This window comes from Amycolatopsis sp. WAC 01375 (assembly GCF_003947325.1).
Classification (GTDB): domain Bacteria; phylum Actinomycetota; class Actinomycetes; order Mycobacteriales; family Pseudonocardiaceae; genus Amycolatopsis.
On sequence record NZ_QHHW01000017.1, the window covers coordinates 150,779 to 163,873 of the forward strand.

16 protein-coding genes are annotated in these 13,095 nt (G+C 69.3%); 13 read left to right on the forward strand and 3 right to left on the reverse strand.

Translation table 11 applies throughout. The features are described 5' to 3' along the window. Positions 1-57 precede the first annotated feature (57 nt). Genes DL991_RS08075 through DL991_RS08095 form a run of 5 tightly spaced genes read left to right on the forward strand, consistent with a single transcriptional unit; the run spans position 58 to position 4,172 of the window. Complete coding sequence (locus DL991_RS08075) at positions 58-600, forward strand: RNA polymerase sigma factor (RefSeq protein ID WP_125782537.1); 543 nt, start codon at positions 58-60, stop codon at positions 598-600. Continuing rightward, entirely contained in the window at positions 597-1,412 is an 816-nt protein-coding gene (locus DL991_RS08080) for a zf-HC2 domain-containing protein (protein WP_125782538.1), read from the forward strand. The genes DL991_RS08075 and DL991_RS08080 overlap by 4 nt, the downstream gene beginning before the upstream one ends. Before the next feature lie 17 nt (positions 1,413-1,429). Continuing rightward, positions 1,430-2,233 (forward strand): ABC transporter ATP-binding protein, encoded by an 804-nt coding sequence (locus DL991_RS08085; protein ID WP_125782540.1) that lies wholly within the window; start codon positions 1,430-1,432, stop codon positions 2,231-2,233. Next, the gene (locus DL991_RS08090; RefSeq protein ID WP_125782542.1) at positions 2,230-3,603 is read left to right on the forward strand and encodes a hypothetical protein; all 1,374 of its coding nucleotides are present in this window, start codon (positions 2,230-2,232) and stop codon (positions 3,601-3,603) included. Before DL991_RS08085 ends, DL991_RS08090 begins: the two co-directional genes overlap by 4 nt. A gap of 8 nt (positions 3,604-3,611) precedes the next feature. Beyond that, on the forward strand, positions 3,612-4,172 hold the full coding sequence (locus tag DL991_RS08095) for a hypothetical protein (protein WP_125782544.1): 561 nt from the start codon (positions 3,612-3,614) through the stop codon (positions 4,170-4,172). Positions 4,173-4,245: 73 nt separating this feature from the next. Here the strand turns inward: DL991_RS08095 and DL991_RS08100 are convergent, their stop codons facing one another. Continuing rightward, positions 4,246-4,656, reverse strand: coding sequence for a PPOX class F420-dependent oxidoreductase (locus DL991_RS08100; RefSeq protein WP_125782545.1), 411 nt, complete (start codon positions 4,654-4,656; stop codon positions 4,246-4,248). Positions 4,657-4,809: 153 nt separating this feature from the next. On the opposite strand from DL991_RS08100, the gene DL991_RS08105 reads away from it, so the two are divergent. Beyond that, positions 4,810-5,517, forward strand: a complete 708-nt coding sequence (locus tag DL991_RS08105; RefSeq protein ID WP_125782547.1) for a murein transglycosylase — start codon at positions 4,810-4,812, stop codon at positions 5,515-5,517. Here DL991_RS08105 and DL991_RS08110 read toward each other — a convergent pair. Beyond that, positions 5,490-6,410 (reverse strand): NAD(P)/FAD-dependent oxidoreductase, encoded by a 921-nt coding sequence (locus tag DL991_RS08110; protein ID WP_125782549.1) that lies wholly within the window; start codon positions 6,408-6,410, stop codon positions 5,490-5,492. The genes DL991_RS08105 and DL991_RS08110 overlap by 28 nt on opposite strands. A 54-nt stretch (positions 6,411-6,464) precedes the next feature. Between DL991_RS08110 and DL991_RS08115 the strand changes: the two genes are divergently transcribed. Then, entirely contained in the window at positions 6,465-7,034 is a 570-nt protein-coding gene (locus DL991_RS08115) for a helix-turn-helix domain-containing protein (RefSeq protein ID WP_125782551.1), read from the forward strand. A 33-nt stretch (positions 7,035-7,067) separates the two neighbouring features. Here the strand turns inward: DL991_RS08115 and DL991_RS08120 are convergent, their stop codons facing one another. Next, on the reverse strand, positions 7,068-7,481 hold the full coding sequence (locus DL991_RS08120) for a tetratricopeptide repeat protein (RefSeq protein ID WP_125782553.1): 414 nt from the start codon (positions 7,479-7,481) through the stop codon (positions 7,068-7,070). Positions 7,482-7,553: 72 nt separating this feature from the next. On the opposite strand from DL991_RS08120, the gene DL991_RS08125 reads away from it, so the two are divergent. The 6 genes from DL991_RS08125 (at position 7,554) to DL991_RS08150 (ending at position 12,889) form a co-directional block, all read left to right on the forward strand. Continuing rightward, entirely contained in the window at positions 7,554-8,042 is a 489-nt protein-coding gene (locus tag DL991_RS08125) for a glyoxalase/bleomycin resistance/extradiol dioxygenase family protein (RefSeq protein WP_125782555.1), read from the forward strand. Positions 8,043-8,146: 104 nt separating this feature from the next. Further along, complete coding sequence (gene eno / locus DL991_RS08130; RefSeq protein WP_016337276.1) at positions 8,147-9,433, forward strand: phosphopyruvate hydratase; 1,287 nt, start codon at positions 8,147-8,149, stop codon at positions 9,431-9,433. A gap of 192 nt (positions 9,434-9,625) precedes the next feature. After that, positions 9,626-9,988, forward strand: coding sequence for a septum formation initiator family protein (locus tag DL991_RS08135; protein ID WP_125782691.1), 363 nt, complete (start codon positions 9,626-9,628; stop codon positions 9,986-9,988). A gap of 18 nt (positions 9,989-10,006) precedes the next feature. Beyond that, positions 10,007-10,522, forward strand: coding sequence for a DUF501 domain-containing protein (locus DL991_RS08140; protein WP_370305854.1), 516 nt, complete (start codon positions 10,007-10,009; stop codon positions 10,520-10,522). A 182-nt stretch (positions 10,523-10,704) separates the two neighbouring features. After that, positions 10,705-11,913 (forward strand): lytic transglycosylase domain-containing protein, encoded by a 1,209-nt coding sequence (locus tag DL991_RS08145; RefSeq protein ID WP_125782557.1) that lies wholly within the window; start codon positions 10,705-10,707, stop codon positions 11,911-11,913. 22 nt (positions 11,914-11,935) lie between these two features. Continuing rightward, positions 11,936-12,889: a Ppx/GppA phosphatase family protein gene (locus tag DL991_RS08150; protein ID WP_125782558.1), complete on the forward strand. Its 954-nt coding sequence runs from the start codon at positions 11,936-11,938 to the stop codon at positions 12,887-12,889. The last annotated feature ends 206 nt before the right edge of the window (positions 12,890-13,095 follow it).

Consider the following 13,095-nt stretch of genomic DNA (forward strand, 5'->3'; position numbering starts at 1 on the left):
TGACGCGGAACACAATCGAGTGAGAACCGTTTCGGCGGTCTCCGCGTCTTGCCGGGTGTGAAGGGAACGGAACCGGACGAAGAGCAGCTCGTCCGCCGCACGGCCAAAGGTGACCGGGCGGCGTTCGAGGAGCTCTACCGCCGCACGTCGCCGTGGCTGGCCGTGCGCCTGCGCCGTCGCTGCGCCGACGAGCAGATCGTCGCCGAGGTGATGCAGGAGACCTACCTCGCGGTCTGGCGTGCGGCGGGGGCGTTCGCCGGTTCCGCCGTCGGCGGGAGCGCCGTCGGCTGGCTGTGGACGATCGCCGCGCGGCGGCTGGTCGACGCCTTCCGCCGCCGGGCGAAATACGCGCAGCCGCTGCCGGTCGCCGAAGCGGCCGTCGCGCCCGCCGCCGAGGACGAGGCGCTGGCCGGTGCGGTCGGCGACCACGTCGGCGACGCGCTGCGCCGGCTCGCTCCCGAACTACGCCAGGTCCTGCAGGCCATGGTGCTCGACGGGCTGACCGTCCGCGAGACCGCGGTGCTGCTCGGCCTGCCGGAAGGAACCGTCAAAACCCGCGCCAGGCGGGCTCGGATCGCGATGCGGGAGGCGCTGTCGTGAACAAGGAACACGTGTCCGAACAGCTCCTCGCCGGTTACGTGCGCGGGGACGACGGCTTGGCCGGTGACGAGGTCTGGGCGGTCGAAGCCCATCTCGAATCCTGTGCGGAATGCCGGGGAAAGCTGTCCGCGGTCAGCATGCCGGCGGTGTCGGCGCTGGTGGACGACGTCTGGGCCGGATTGGATTCGAAACTCGCCGAAGCGGGGCCTGGGCCGATGCGAAGCCGGTGGGCCGGACGGCTGCACACCTGGGTGACGCCGGTGATGCTGCCGTGGCTGGTGATGATCGTCCTGATCCCGGCATTGGGCTTCCTGCTGGACTGGGTCGGGTTCACCGGGACCGAGGGGTACTCGTTCGTCCAGCTCTTCTCGCCGCTGCTGCCGGTGCTCGGGGTCGCGGTGTCGTGGTCCAAGGGTCTCGACCCCGCCTACGAACTCGTCACTTCCACACCGCGGGCCGGGCTGTACCTGCTGCTGCGCCGGACGACGGCGGTCCTCGCCGTCGTCTTGCCGATACAGGCCCTCTCGGGCTGGCTCGGCGGCGACGGATTCGGGCTCGGTCTCCTGCCGAGCCTGGCCTTCACCACCGGGACGCTCGCGCTCGGCGGTGTGATCGGGGTGGTGCGGGCGGCTTACGTCCTGGCCGGGATCTGGGTGGCGGTGATCTTGGCACCCGCGGTGGCTTCACAGGGGCGTGCCACCGCGCTCGAACCCCGGCTGCTCCCGGTGTGGGGCGCGATCTTCGCGCTGACCGCGGTCGTGGTGGTGCTCCGGAGGAGCGTCTTCGGCCTGCTCACCGGATCCGAACGATGAACGAAGGGGAGAACATGATGCGTGCTGTCGGGGCCGCGGAGGTCGCACCGACGACCTACGCGTGGCAGATCAAGGCGGAGGGACTGAAGGTCCGGGTCGGCAAACGCAAGTTCGCCGTGGACGGGCTCGACCTGGAACTCGGCACGGGGGTGCACGGTCTGCTCGGCCCGAACGGGGCGGGGAAGACCACGCTGATCCGGGCACTGGCGACGGTGCTCAGGCCGGCGGAGGGAGGGCTGGCGCTGCTCGGTGAATCCGTCGGGGGGTTCACCGATCAGCGCCGCCTGCGCCGCCGTATCGGCTACCTGCCGCAGAATTTCGGGTTCTACAAGCGTTTCACCGTCCGCGAGTTCGTCGAGTACATCGCGTGGCTGAAGGAAATGGCGAAGGAAGACATCCCGGGAGCGGTGCAGCGGTCGATCGAACGGGTCGGTCTCGCCGATCGTGCCGACGACCGGATGAAGACGCTGTCCGGCGGCATGGTGCGGCGGGTCGGGATCGCGCAGGCGATCGTGAACGATCCGGACGTCCTCCTGCTGGACGAGCCGACCGCCGGACTCGACCCGGCACAGCGCGTGCGGTTCCGGGACCTTCTTCAGGAAATCGGCCGTGACGCCTGTGTGGTGGTCTCGACGCATCTCGTCGAGGACGTCGCGACGGCCTGCACCGATGTCGTCCTGTTCGAAAACGGGAAACTCGTCTTCCAGGGGACGCCGGACGAGCTGGCCGCGGCCGGGAGCGAGGAGTACGTCGGAGACAGCCCGATCGAGCGCGGCTACTCGGCGCTGCTGGGGCACGAGCCGGGGAGGGGGAACTGGTGAACACTCGTATCCTGCGGACCGAACTCCGCCGTTCCATCGCCCCCTGGGCGGCACTCGCCATCCTCGTCGTCGCGTTCGGGTTCCTGTATTCGTTCAGCGGTCCGTGGTCGAAGGCACCGCTCGCCTGGGACGAGAACTGGGTGCCCGCCGCGGAGTGGAGCCGGTTCCTGCTGGTCTTCCTGTGGCCGATCGCGATCGGCGCCGGGGCCATCCAAGGCATGCGGGACAGCCGGTCCGGGATGGCCGAACTGCTCACCACGATGCCGCGACCAGGCTGGCACCGCGCCGCGAAACTCGCCGGCGCGCTGGGCGGCCTGCTGGTGCTGGGCTATCTGCTGATCTTCGCCGTCGGTGCCGCCCAAGTGATCTTCAGTGGCGCGTTCTTCACCTTCGGCTGGCTGCCGCTCGTCGTGGTCGGTGTGCTCGCGATGCTCGCGGGCGCCTGGATCGGGCTGGGGATCGGCCGGTTGCTGCCGCATCCGCTGACCGCGCCCGCGGTGGCCGTCGCCGCTCTCGTGACGGTGCTGGTGTTGCAGCTCGCCGGGGCGCAGGGCAGCGTGCTCGTGGGCGCTGTTCCGGCCTGGGTCTCTTCGCTCTCTCCTGCGGTGGACATGACCAACGATCCATTCACCAGTACCGCGAGCAGGGTGGATCTCGGCCAGGGGGTCTGGCTCGCTGGGCTGGCCGCGACCGGATTCCTTCTGCTGGCGGCTCGTTCCAAGCGGACGAAGGCACTCTCCGTCGTCCCCGCGCTGGTGGCGGTCGCGATCGCGATGCCCATCCTGCCCGCGACCTACGCGGAGGCCGTGGCCGTCGACCCGCGCGCGACGGCGATGGTCTGTGACGGCCCGGTCTGTGTTCCCCGCCTGCTCGAACCCGACCTCGCCCGTGTCGCCGGGCCTGGCAAAGAAGCGTTGCGGCTCTTGGGAACACTGCCGGACGCACCGGTCAGGGTCACGGCCTTGAACCGGCGGTTGGCCTCCGACGAGGTGCCGCCGCGTGCCGCCGACACCGTCTTGGTCGACTTGCTGAATTGGTCCTTCCGCTCGACCAAGAACGCGGACGACATGACGCGGGCACTGGTCGCCGGCACCGGGACGCCGACCTGTTACACCATCTACGGCGCCGACCGGGCCTTTTTGGACGAACTCACCGCGCGGTCGATCACCTCGAGCTGGTTCCTGGGTGAGTGGAAGATGCTCGAGGGTTCCTGGCTGAGCGAAGAGAAGAAGAACGAGGTCCTCCGCGATTGGGAGACCTTCCGTGCCTTGCCGCCCGACGTGCAGCGCACGCGGATCATCGCGCAGCGGCAGGCGGGCCTGACCTGCCAGGGCAACCAGCTCCACATCCTCCGCGGCGGCGCCCGATGAGGTGGGCGGTGCTGTACGCGCGCTCGCGTGCCATGCCCGCGTCCTTCGCGGCGCTGGCGGTGAGCATGGCGGTGATCTGGTTCCTGGCGCGGGACCGCTGGTCGGAGATCCCGGTTTCCCTGGCGCTCGCGGTGGCGGTCGCGGTGACGGCCACCGGGCTGAGCGGGCAGGACGTCGATCTCGACCGGACCGCCGCGATCCGGTGGCTTCCCCGTCGCGGGCTGCATCTGCTGCTGATCGGCGGCCTCGGCGTCGGAGCCGTGCTCCTGCCGCGGCTGTGGGAGGCGGAGCGGGTGCCGATGGAGATCATCGTGCGGAACACGGCCGGACTGCTCGGTCTCGCCGGGCTCGCCGCGGTGCTGTTCGGTGGGGCGTTCGGGTGGACGTTGCCGCTGCTCGCGCTCGTGGTCGCTTTCGTGGTCATGATGGCGTCGTCGGGTACGGACACCGTGAACCTGGTGGCGACCTGGTTGTTCCAACCTGCCGACGTGGCGACCGCCCTGTGGACCGCCGTGGTGCTCGCCGTCGTGGGCTTCGGTGGCTACGCGGTCTACGGCGCCCGTCGCTGACTTCGCCGAAATGTCATGAAAGGGTCGTTCCTGACGAATTTCGTCAGGAACGACCCTTTCATGACGTCCCCGGTCAGACGTTTCGGTTGTGCGGGACGAGATCGAGCGGGTCGTGGTCCGGGTCGTCGACACCGAGGCTGATGATCCGCGAGGGGTGGAGCCGGATCACCGCGCCGTCGAGATGGCCGTCGGGGGTGTTGGCGCCGGTCAGCGCCTCCGCCCGGCCGCGGATCTCGAGGCAGCGGATCCTCGGCGGATCCTGCGACGGCATGTCGTCCACCACGAACGCGGCCTGCCCGTTGGCGGCCACGTTCCGGAACTTCTTGCTCTTCGCCAGTTCGTAGCCGGTGATGTCGATCGTGCGGGTCTCGGTGTTGTAGGTGTAACCGACCGGGCTGACCTGCAGCGTGCCGTCCGGCTGCGCCGTCGCGAGCCGTCCGAGTCCCTGGGTGGCGAGGTAGTCGAGTTCCGCTTCACTGAACATGGGATCCAGTCTGCGATCTCCACTTAACTGGAGGTCAAGTGTGCGGTGCCGGTACTTTCGCGACAGCCGGAATCGCCGATCCGCTTTACCGTCAGTCGGCTTCGTAAGCCGAATGGGTCATCGCCCGGCAGTGTGGCGAAGTAACCTGACCGGGTGGCCGAAACCACCCAGTCGAGCACCGACGCCCCGGAGCACCCTGCGCGCCCTCTGCCGCCGTACGTCCCCAGGCTCGCGTTCGCGGGCGGGCTCGTGCTCACGGGCGTGGTGCTGATCATGACCGTCGGCGTGAACCGGCCGGGCGGGGAGGAACCGCCCCCGCCGGCGCAGCCCCAGCCCGCGCTCGCGGTCCCCGACCAGAAACCCCAGCCGGGGGTGGCGACGCCGCGCGCCGGGCTCGCCGCGCCGCCCGACCGGCCCACCGTTTCCGACGCGGCCGAACTCGAGACCTGGGCGAAACGGGTGGCGGCGAAGACCCGGCTGTCCGAAACCGAGCTGTCCGCTTACGGCCGCGCCGAGATGTGGCTTCGGCGGCAGAAGCCGGGTTGTCACCTCTCGTGGGCGACCCTCGCGGGTATCTCCCATGTCGAGGCGGCGCAGGGCAGGCCCGGCCCGATCACGCTCCCGCCCGACGTCTGGGCCAAGCACGCCGCCAGGGCCAGGAGCGACGGCAAGCAGCCGGACCCGAAGGACCTCGACGACGCCGCCTTCGCCACCTCCCGGTTCCTGTGTGCGGACGGCGACGACGTCGCCACCCCGGTCGGCTGGTGGAAGGCGATGAGGACGTTCAACCCGGCCGTGCCCTACGCCCAGGAAGTCTTCAGCGCGGCCGACGCCTACGCGGACGCCAGCGTCGCGCCCTGATCTTCGAGCACCAGGTCGAAGTTGAGCGCCGACGCCATCCGGTAGGCGTCGCCCGCCGCGACGACCAGCTGGGCCATCGGATCGACGACGTTCCCCGCCGCCCAGACACCGTCCACGTTCGTGCGGCCCTGCGCGTCCACCGCGATCGAGCCGGTTTCGGTACGCACGCAGCCGATCTGGGCGAGAAGCCGGTCGTGCGGGACGAACTTCGGGCCGACGAACACGACATCGCGTTCGACGAACTCGCCGTCGACGAGCCGGACCCCGGTCAGCCGGTCGTTCTCGACGGCCAGCTCGGACACCTTCCCGTCGACGATCCGGATGCCCAGCCCGGTCAGCTTCGCCCGGTCTTCGGCCGAGATCTGCTGCGTATGGGTGAAGAAGGTCAAGTCCTTGCTCCACTGCCAGACGATCAGCGCCTGGTGGACCGATTTCTCGGAGGTCGCGAGCACGCCGAAGCGCTGATCGCGCACTTCCCAGCCGTGGCAGTACGGGCAGTGCAGCACGTCGGCGCCGAAACGCTCCGCGACGCCGGGGACGTCCGGCAGTTCGTCGGCCAGCCCGGTGGTCACCACGATGCGGCGACCGGTGATGACCCGGCCGCTCGCCAGTTCCACCGCCTTGTCGTGCCGCAACCGGTGGACGACGTCCTCGACGATCTCGACGCCGTAGCCGCGGACCTCGTCACGGCCTATCTCCAGCAGTTCTTTGGGTGGAATGCCGTCCCTGGTCAGGAAACCGTGCGCGTGCGCGGCGGGCGCGTTGCGCGGGGTGCCGCCGTCGATCACGACGACCTCGCGCCGCGCCCTGCCCAGGACCAGTGCCGCGCTGAGACCCGCGACGCCACCACCGATGATCACCACGTCGTAGTCGTTGTTCATGCTCCCGAGCATCCGGATTTCTTCGAAAGATGGCAAAGTTCATTGCCGATTTGGCAAACTGGAGACATGGAGGACATCGAACGGCGGCTCGCCGAGGTCGGCCCGAAGCTCAAGCAGCTTCGCAAGGAACGCGGCACTACCCTTTCCGCGCTTTCGGAGGCGACGGGGATCTCCGCCAGCACGCTCTCGCGGCTCGAATCGGGCACGCGGAAGGCCACGCTGGAGCTGCTGCTCACGCTGTCCGCGGCACATCAGGTCCCGCTCGACGAACTGGTCGGCGAACCCGAACCGGCGGATCCCCGCGTCCGGATGAAAGCGCAGAAGTTCGGCAGGTTCACCGCCTGGTCGCTGACCGCGCAGCCGGGGCAGCCGCAGGCGTTCAAACTGCTGATCCCGGTCGAGGACGTCGAACCGGTGCAGCGGACGCACGAGGGCTACGAGTGGATGTACGTCCTCAGTGGACGGTTGCGGGCGGTGCTCGGCGACCGTGACTTCACGATGGGGCCCGGCGAAGCCGCGGAGTTCGACACGCGGGTGCCGCATTGGTTCGGCAGCGCGGGGCCTGGGCCGGTGGAGCTGCTGGTGCTGTTCGGCAAGCAGGGCGAGCGCGCCCACCTGCGGGCCAGGTCGAAGTGAGAGCAAAGGTCCCTTGGTCCCGCGGCGAGCAAGTCAGTCGCGCAACGCGATCCGCGCGCTGACCTCGCTGATCGCTTCCAGGTACTCCGGGATCGGATGCATCGCCGACGCGATCCGCATCTGCGCGAGCGCCTCGGTCAACCGGCCGAGGCGCTGGAGGGTCCGCCCGAGCACGAACCGGGCGTAATGATCGGTGGGGTCCAGTTCCAGCACCCGGGTGAAGGCGCGTTCGGCCCGGCGCAACTGTGCGGAGTGGAAGTACGCGCGGCCCGCCAGCAACTGGACACTCGGTTTGTCGGTTTCCTCTTCGAGCAGGGGTTCGAGGGCTTTGAGGGCGTCGAGCGGCCTGCGGCTTTCGACCAGTGCCTCCGCCTGTCGGAAGGCACGGAACCGCGACTCGCCGGACGGGTCCTGACCGGGTTCTGGGGCGGGTTCGGCATCCATCATGGTCCGCTCCATGATACGCGGGAGCAGGGCCGTTCACGAGGCGCTGAAACGGTCATGGTGGACTGTCCTGCCATGAGCAGTGCCGAAGCGGATAGGCCCGAAACCGAGCCCGGCTACCTCGGTCTCGCGCCGTATCTTTACTACGCCGACGCGACCGAAGCGGTCGCGTGGCTGGTCAGAGTGTTCGGGTTCACCGAGGAAGTGCGCTTCTCCGACGCCTCCGGAGAGGTGTTCCAGGCCACGCTGTGCGCCGGCCCGGCCAAGATCCAGCTGGCCGGGGTCGGCCCCGAGTACTGGCAGGCGAAGGGCGTCGACGGCCCGGTCGGGCAGCTGAACATCGTGTACGTCCCCGACGCCGACGCGCAGTACGAGCGCGTCCGCGCCGCGCTGGGCGACGACGCCGACATCGACGCGCCCCAGGATCAGCCCTACGGCGCCCGCGTGTTCACCGTCTCCGACATCGGCGGCAACAGCTGGACTTTCTGGCAGCAGTTCTCCGACACCGTCGAGCTGCCGTCGGGGTGGCGGGAAGTTCGCGCAGGTGAACCAGCCGACTCGTAGGTCTGGTCGGCGCGCATTGTGGCGCGTGCCTCCAACGGGTGAACGGCGCCGACGGCTAGGCTGGGCGCGGTCACCGCAGGCACAACCCACATGAGGAGCATGGCGTGGCGCTCATCGAGCAGGTAGGCGCTCGCGAGATTCTGGACTCGCGAGGCAACCCGACGGTCGAAGTGGAGGTGGCTCTCGACGACGGCACGCTGGCGCGGGCCGCGGTCCCCTCGGGTGCGTCCACCGGCGAACACGAAGCCGTCGAGCTGCGTGACGGCGACACCGGCCGGTACAACGGCAAGGGTGTCGAGCGCGCGGTCGCGGCCGTCCTGGACGAGATCGGCCCGGACCTGGTCGGCACCGACGCCGTGGACCAGCGCATCGTCGACCAGAAGCTGGTCGACCTCGACGGCACGCCGGCGAAGTCCCGCCTCGGCGCGAACGCCATCCTCGGCGTTTCGCTCGCCGTCGCGAAGGCCGCCGCCGAGTCGGCCGAGCTGGAGCTGTTCCGCTACCTCGGCGGGCCGAACGCGCACGTGCTGCCGGTGCCGATGCTGAACATCCTCAACGGTGGCGCGCACGCCGACACCGATGTCGACATCCAGGAATTCATGATCGCGCCGATCGGCGCCGAGTCGTTCCGCGAGGCCCTGCGCTGGGGCACCGAGGTCTACCACTCGCTGAAGTCGGTCCTGAAGGGTCGCGGCCTGGCCACCGGCCTCGGCGACGAAGGCGGCTTCGCACCCAGCCTGAAGAACAACCGCGAGGCGCTCGACCTGATCCTTCAGGCGATCGAGAAGGCCGGGTACGCCCCGGGCCGCGACGTCGCGCTCGCGCTTGATGTCGCCGCGACGGAGTTCTTCTCCGACGGCGCGTACACCTTCGAAGGTGCGAAGAAGAGCGCCGAGCAGATGTCCGCCTACTACGGCGAACTCGTCCGCGACTACCCGCTCGTGTCCATCGAGGACCCGCTGAGCGAGGACGACTGGGACGGCTGGGTCCAGCTGACCACCGAGATCGGCGAGAAGGTCCAGCTGGTCGGCGACGACCTGTTCGTCACCAATCCCGACCGCCTCGAAGAGGGCATCACCCGCCGCGCCGCCAACGCGCTGCTGGTGAAGGTCAACCAGATCGGCACGCTGTCGGAGACCCTCGACGCGATCTCGCTGGCCACTTCGTACGGCTACAAGTCGATGATGAGCCACCGGTCCGGCGAGACCGAGGACACCTTCATCGCCGACCTGGCCGTCGCGACCGGTGTCGGCCAGATCAAGACCGGCGCCCCGGCGCGCGGCGAGCGGATCGCCAAGTACAACCAGCTGCTCCGCATCGAGGAGACCCTCGCCGACGCGGCCCGCTACGCCGGCGACCTCGCGTTCCCGCGGTTCAGCCCGGAGGGGTAAGCAGCCATGGCGGACCGGGGGAGGGCGCGGACGACCCGTCGTAGCAGCGGGCGCGCGGGCGGCGGTGGCTCCAGCAGGGGCCGCCGTCCGGAGAGTGCCCGTCGCACGACGACGACGGAGGTCCGCGCCCGAACCCGGCTGCGCCGCAGCCTGGCGGCGAAACGGGCATCGGGCGCCGCGAAGGTGCTCGGCATGTCCACCACCCGCCGGGCCGCGGTGGTGGCGATCGTGGTGTGCGCGCTCGCGTTCACCATCGCCGTCCCGCTGCGCACGTACCTCAGCCAGAAGTCCGAGGTGAACGAGCAGCAGCAGTTGCAGTCCGAATTGCAGAGAAGCGTCACTCAGCTGGAAGGCCGCAAGGCCGAGCTGAGCGATCCCGCGCAGATCGAGGCGGAGGCGCGGAAGCGGTTCGGTTTCGTGAAGCCCGGCGAGACGCCGTACATCGTGCAGCTCCCCGAGGACAAGGCGCCCGAACCGGGACAGCCGCAAGGTCAGCAGCCGGTGCCCGCGGGCTCCTGGTACGAGAAGCTGTGGGATCAGGTCGCGGGCGGCTGAAGCTCTCCGTTTAGCCTTATGGACGTGAACAGCACGGAAAAGTCTTCCTTCGAGCCTGTGACCGACGCCGACCGCGAGATCATCGCGGAACAGCTCGGCCGGGCACCCCGTGCGCTGCGTGCCGTCGCCGCGCGCTGCCCGAGCGGCCACCCGTCGGTCGTGCAGACCAGTCCCCGCCTCGACGACGGCACCCCGTTCCCCACGCTCTACTACTTGACCTGCCCGAAGCTGACGTCGATGGTGGGCACGCTCGAGGCGTCCGGGCTGATGAAGGAGATGACCGACCGGCTCGCGGAGGACCCCGAGCTGGCGGCCGCCTACCAGCGGACCCACGAGAGCTACCTCGCCGAACGCGACGCCATCGACCCGCTCGGCCACGAGGTCAGCGCGGGCGGGATGCCCGGACGCGTCAAATGCCTGCACGTCCACTTGGCGCACACACTCGCCGTCGGCCCCGGTGTGAACCCGTTCGGCGACGAAACCCTCGCGTTGCTCAAAGCCAACGGGTGGCCGTCGGGCGACTGCCAGGGGTAACACCGACCCCTGGTGCACAGATAGTTCCTCCAGGTGGGTTAATTCACCCGATGTCGACCAACTGGTCCTCCCCTATGGGGTGAAACCGGTCACCGTATGCGGCAGGCTGGGCACGGTCGGGGTTGACGGGGTTGGCAGGTACCGGATCGCCACATCGCGATCCGCCGGGAGGGTTCTGAGGTATGCGCGTGAGGCACGTGCCAGGCGCGGTGACCGGTGCGGTATCCATGGGCTCTCGCCTGAGACGCGTACCTCGAGCCGTCCGGAGACTCTGTCTCCGGCACCGCACGATCGCCGCGGTGACCGGAGGTGTCCTCGCCATCGTCCCGGCCTGTGCCGCGGTCATCGCCGCCGGCAGCTGGGCCGCCACGGCGAGCACTGTTCATTCCGACAACGTCGCCCTCGTCGGCGGCTATGACCCGAAGAACCCGCTCGTCCAGCAGATCGGCGTCGACGGCAGCCTGCCGAACGCCCCGACCCCGCTCCCGCTCCCCGCGGACGAACTCCCCAACGGACCGCTCGGCATCCCGGTCACCGCGCTCGCCGCGTACCGCAACGCCGCCGACATCCTCATCGCCGAACAGCCCACCTGTCACATCGACTGGGCTTTGATCGCGAGTATCGGCCGCATCGAGTCCAACCACGCGCGCGGCGGCTACGTCGACGCGAAGGGCAACACCCTCGAACCGATCCTCGGCCCGCAGCTCAACGGCGCCGGACCGTTCGCGGCCATCCCGGACACCGACGGCGGCAAATTCGACGGTGACACGGTGTGGGACCGCGCCGTCGGCCCGACGCAGTTCATCCCGTCGACGTGGAAGGGCTACGCCTCCGACGGCAACGGCGACGGCGAGTCCAATCCGAACAACATCTTCGACGCGGCGCTGGGCACCGGGCGGTACCTGTGCTCCGGCGGGCTCGATCTGTCCAAACCGGACCAGTTGCGCGCGGCCGTCTTCCGCTACAACAACTCCGACACCTACGTGAACACCGTGCTGATCTGGGCCGAGGCCTACCGCACAGGTGTGCTGCCGACGCCGGACAGCAGGGTGCCCATCGGCGCCCCGAACGCCGGAGCCGCCCCGCCGCCCGCGTCGGTGCCGCCGCCTCCGGTGCCGTCGACGCCACCCGGTTCGTTGACGCCGTCGCCGTCGAGTTCGCTGCCGCCGACGAATCCGGGTTCTTCGCCGTCGAACTCGACGTCAAGCTCGAAGCCGCCGCAATGCCCGACGGTGACCGTGACGGAGACGGCCTCGACCACGAGCACCAGCCCGACGACCACGACTTCGACTTCGACTCCGACTCCGCCGTCGACCTGTACGTCGCCGACGACGACCACAACGACAACGACAACGACGCCGACGGACGCCAGCGGTACCAAGTCCCCCTGATCGCATTGACTACCCTGGCGGCATGCCTCGTGTTGCCGCGATCGACTGTGGGACCAACTCCATCCGCCTGCTCGTCGCCGAGCTGACCCCCCGTCACGACGGGACGGTCGACCTGCGCGACCTGCATCGCGAGATGCGGATCGTCCGCCTCGGCCAAGGGGTGGACGCCACCGGCAGGCTGGCCCCCGAGGCGCTCGAGCGCACCCGCAAGGCGCTGGCCGACTACACGGTCGCCGCGCGCCGCAAGGGCGTCGAAAAGGTCCGCATGGTCGCGACGTCGGCGACTCGTGACGCGAGCAACCGCGACGAGTTCTTCGCGATGACGCGCGAGGTGCTCGGCACCGAGGCCGAAGTCATCAGCGGGGACGAAGAGGCGCGGCTGTCCTTCACCGGCGCCGTCGGCGAGCAGGATCCCGACGACGGCCCGTTCGTGGTGGTCGACGTGGGCGGCGGCTCGACCGAACTCGTGGTCGGGACCTGGGACGGCCGCCAGGCCGAGGTCATCGCGGCCAAGTCGGTCGACATCGGCTGTGTGCGGATCACCGAACGCGCGTTGAAGTCCGACCCGCCGACAGCGGCCGAGATCGCCGAAGCCCGCGAGCTGGCCGCCAAGGTCCTCACCGAGGCCTTCGACGTCGTGGACGTGTCCACCGCCAAGACGTGGATCGGTGTCGCCGGGACGGTCACGACCTTGACGGCCGTGGCGCAGGGCCTGTCGGAGTACGACTCCGAGCGCACCCACCTCTCGAAGCTCTCCCACGCGGACATCGACCGTGTCGCGCGGTCGCTTCTCACGGCCGACCACGCGACCCGCGCGGCGAACCCGGTGATCCACCCGGGCCGGGTCGATGTGATCGGCGGCGGTTCGGTGATCGTGCAGGTGCTGGCCGAGCAGTTCGCCACGCGCAGTGGTCCCGACGAATTGGTGATCTCCGAGCACGACATCCTCGACGGGATCGCGCTCTCGTTGGCCTGAGGTCCGGGTTTTCTCTTACGTGAAGCCATTTCTTTAGGTGATCAAGCGGTGACCTCCAGTCCGGATTAGGCCATTCGGCGCAGCGGTGTTCCTACCAACGTTGTGCTCTGACCGGGTGGTCCGGAAGACCGTCACACATTTGCAACACCAACGCACTGTGATCGGCTTCACCTGTCCCATAGCGTCGTCTCACCTTCTGGGCGGTA

Excerpts from the sequence above, each read along its gene's own strand:
- DL991_RS08110 (WP_125782549.1), bottom strand. The coding sequence starts at position 6,410 with ATGCTCGGGAGCATGAACAACGACTACGACGTGGTGATCATCGGTGGT.
- DL991_RS08135 (WP_125782691.1), top strand. The coding sequence starts at position 9,626 with ATGTCCACCACCCGCCGGGCCGCGGTGGTGGCGATCGTGGTGTGCGCG.
- DL991_RS08085 (WP_125782540.1), top strand. The coding sequence starts at position 1,430 with ATGCGTGCTGTCGGGGCCGCGGAGGTCGCACCGACGACCTACGCGTGG.
- DL991_RS08100 (WP_125782545.1), bottom strand. The coding sequence starts at position 4,656 with ATGTTCAGTGAAGCGGAACTCGACTACCTCGCCACCCAGGGACTCGGA.
- DL991_RS08115 (WP_125782551.1), top strand. The coding sequence starts at position 6,465 with ATGGAGGACATCGAACGGCGGCTCGCCGAGGTCGGCCCGAAGCTCAAG.
- DL991_RS08150 (WP_125782558.1), top strand. The coding sequence starts at position 11,936 with ATGCCTCGTGTTGCCGCGATCGACTGTGGGACCAACTCCATCCGCCTG.
- DL991_RS08145 (WP_125782557.1), top strand. The coding sequence starts at position 10,705 with ATGCGCGTGAGGCACGTGCCAGGCGCGGTGACCGGTGCGGTATCCATG.
- DL991_RS08125 (WP_125782555.1), top strand. The coding sequence starts at position 7,554 with ATGAGCAGTGCCGAAGCGGATAGGCCCGAAACCGAGCCCGGCTACCTC.
- DL991_RS08140 (WP_370305854.1), top strand. The coding sequence starts at position 10,007 with ATGGACGTGAACAGCACGGAAAAGTCTTCCTTCGAGCCTGTGACCGAC.
- DL991_RS08120 (WP_125782553.1), bottom strand. The coding sequence starts at position 7,481 with ATGATGGATGCCGAACCCGCCCCAGAACCCGGTCAGGACCCGTCCGGC.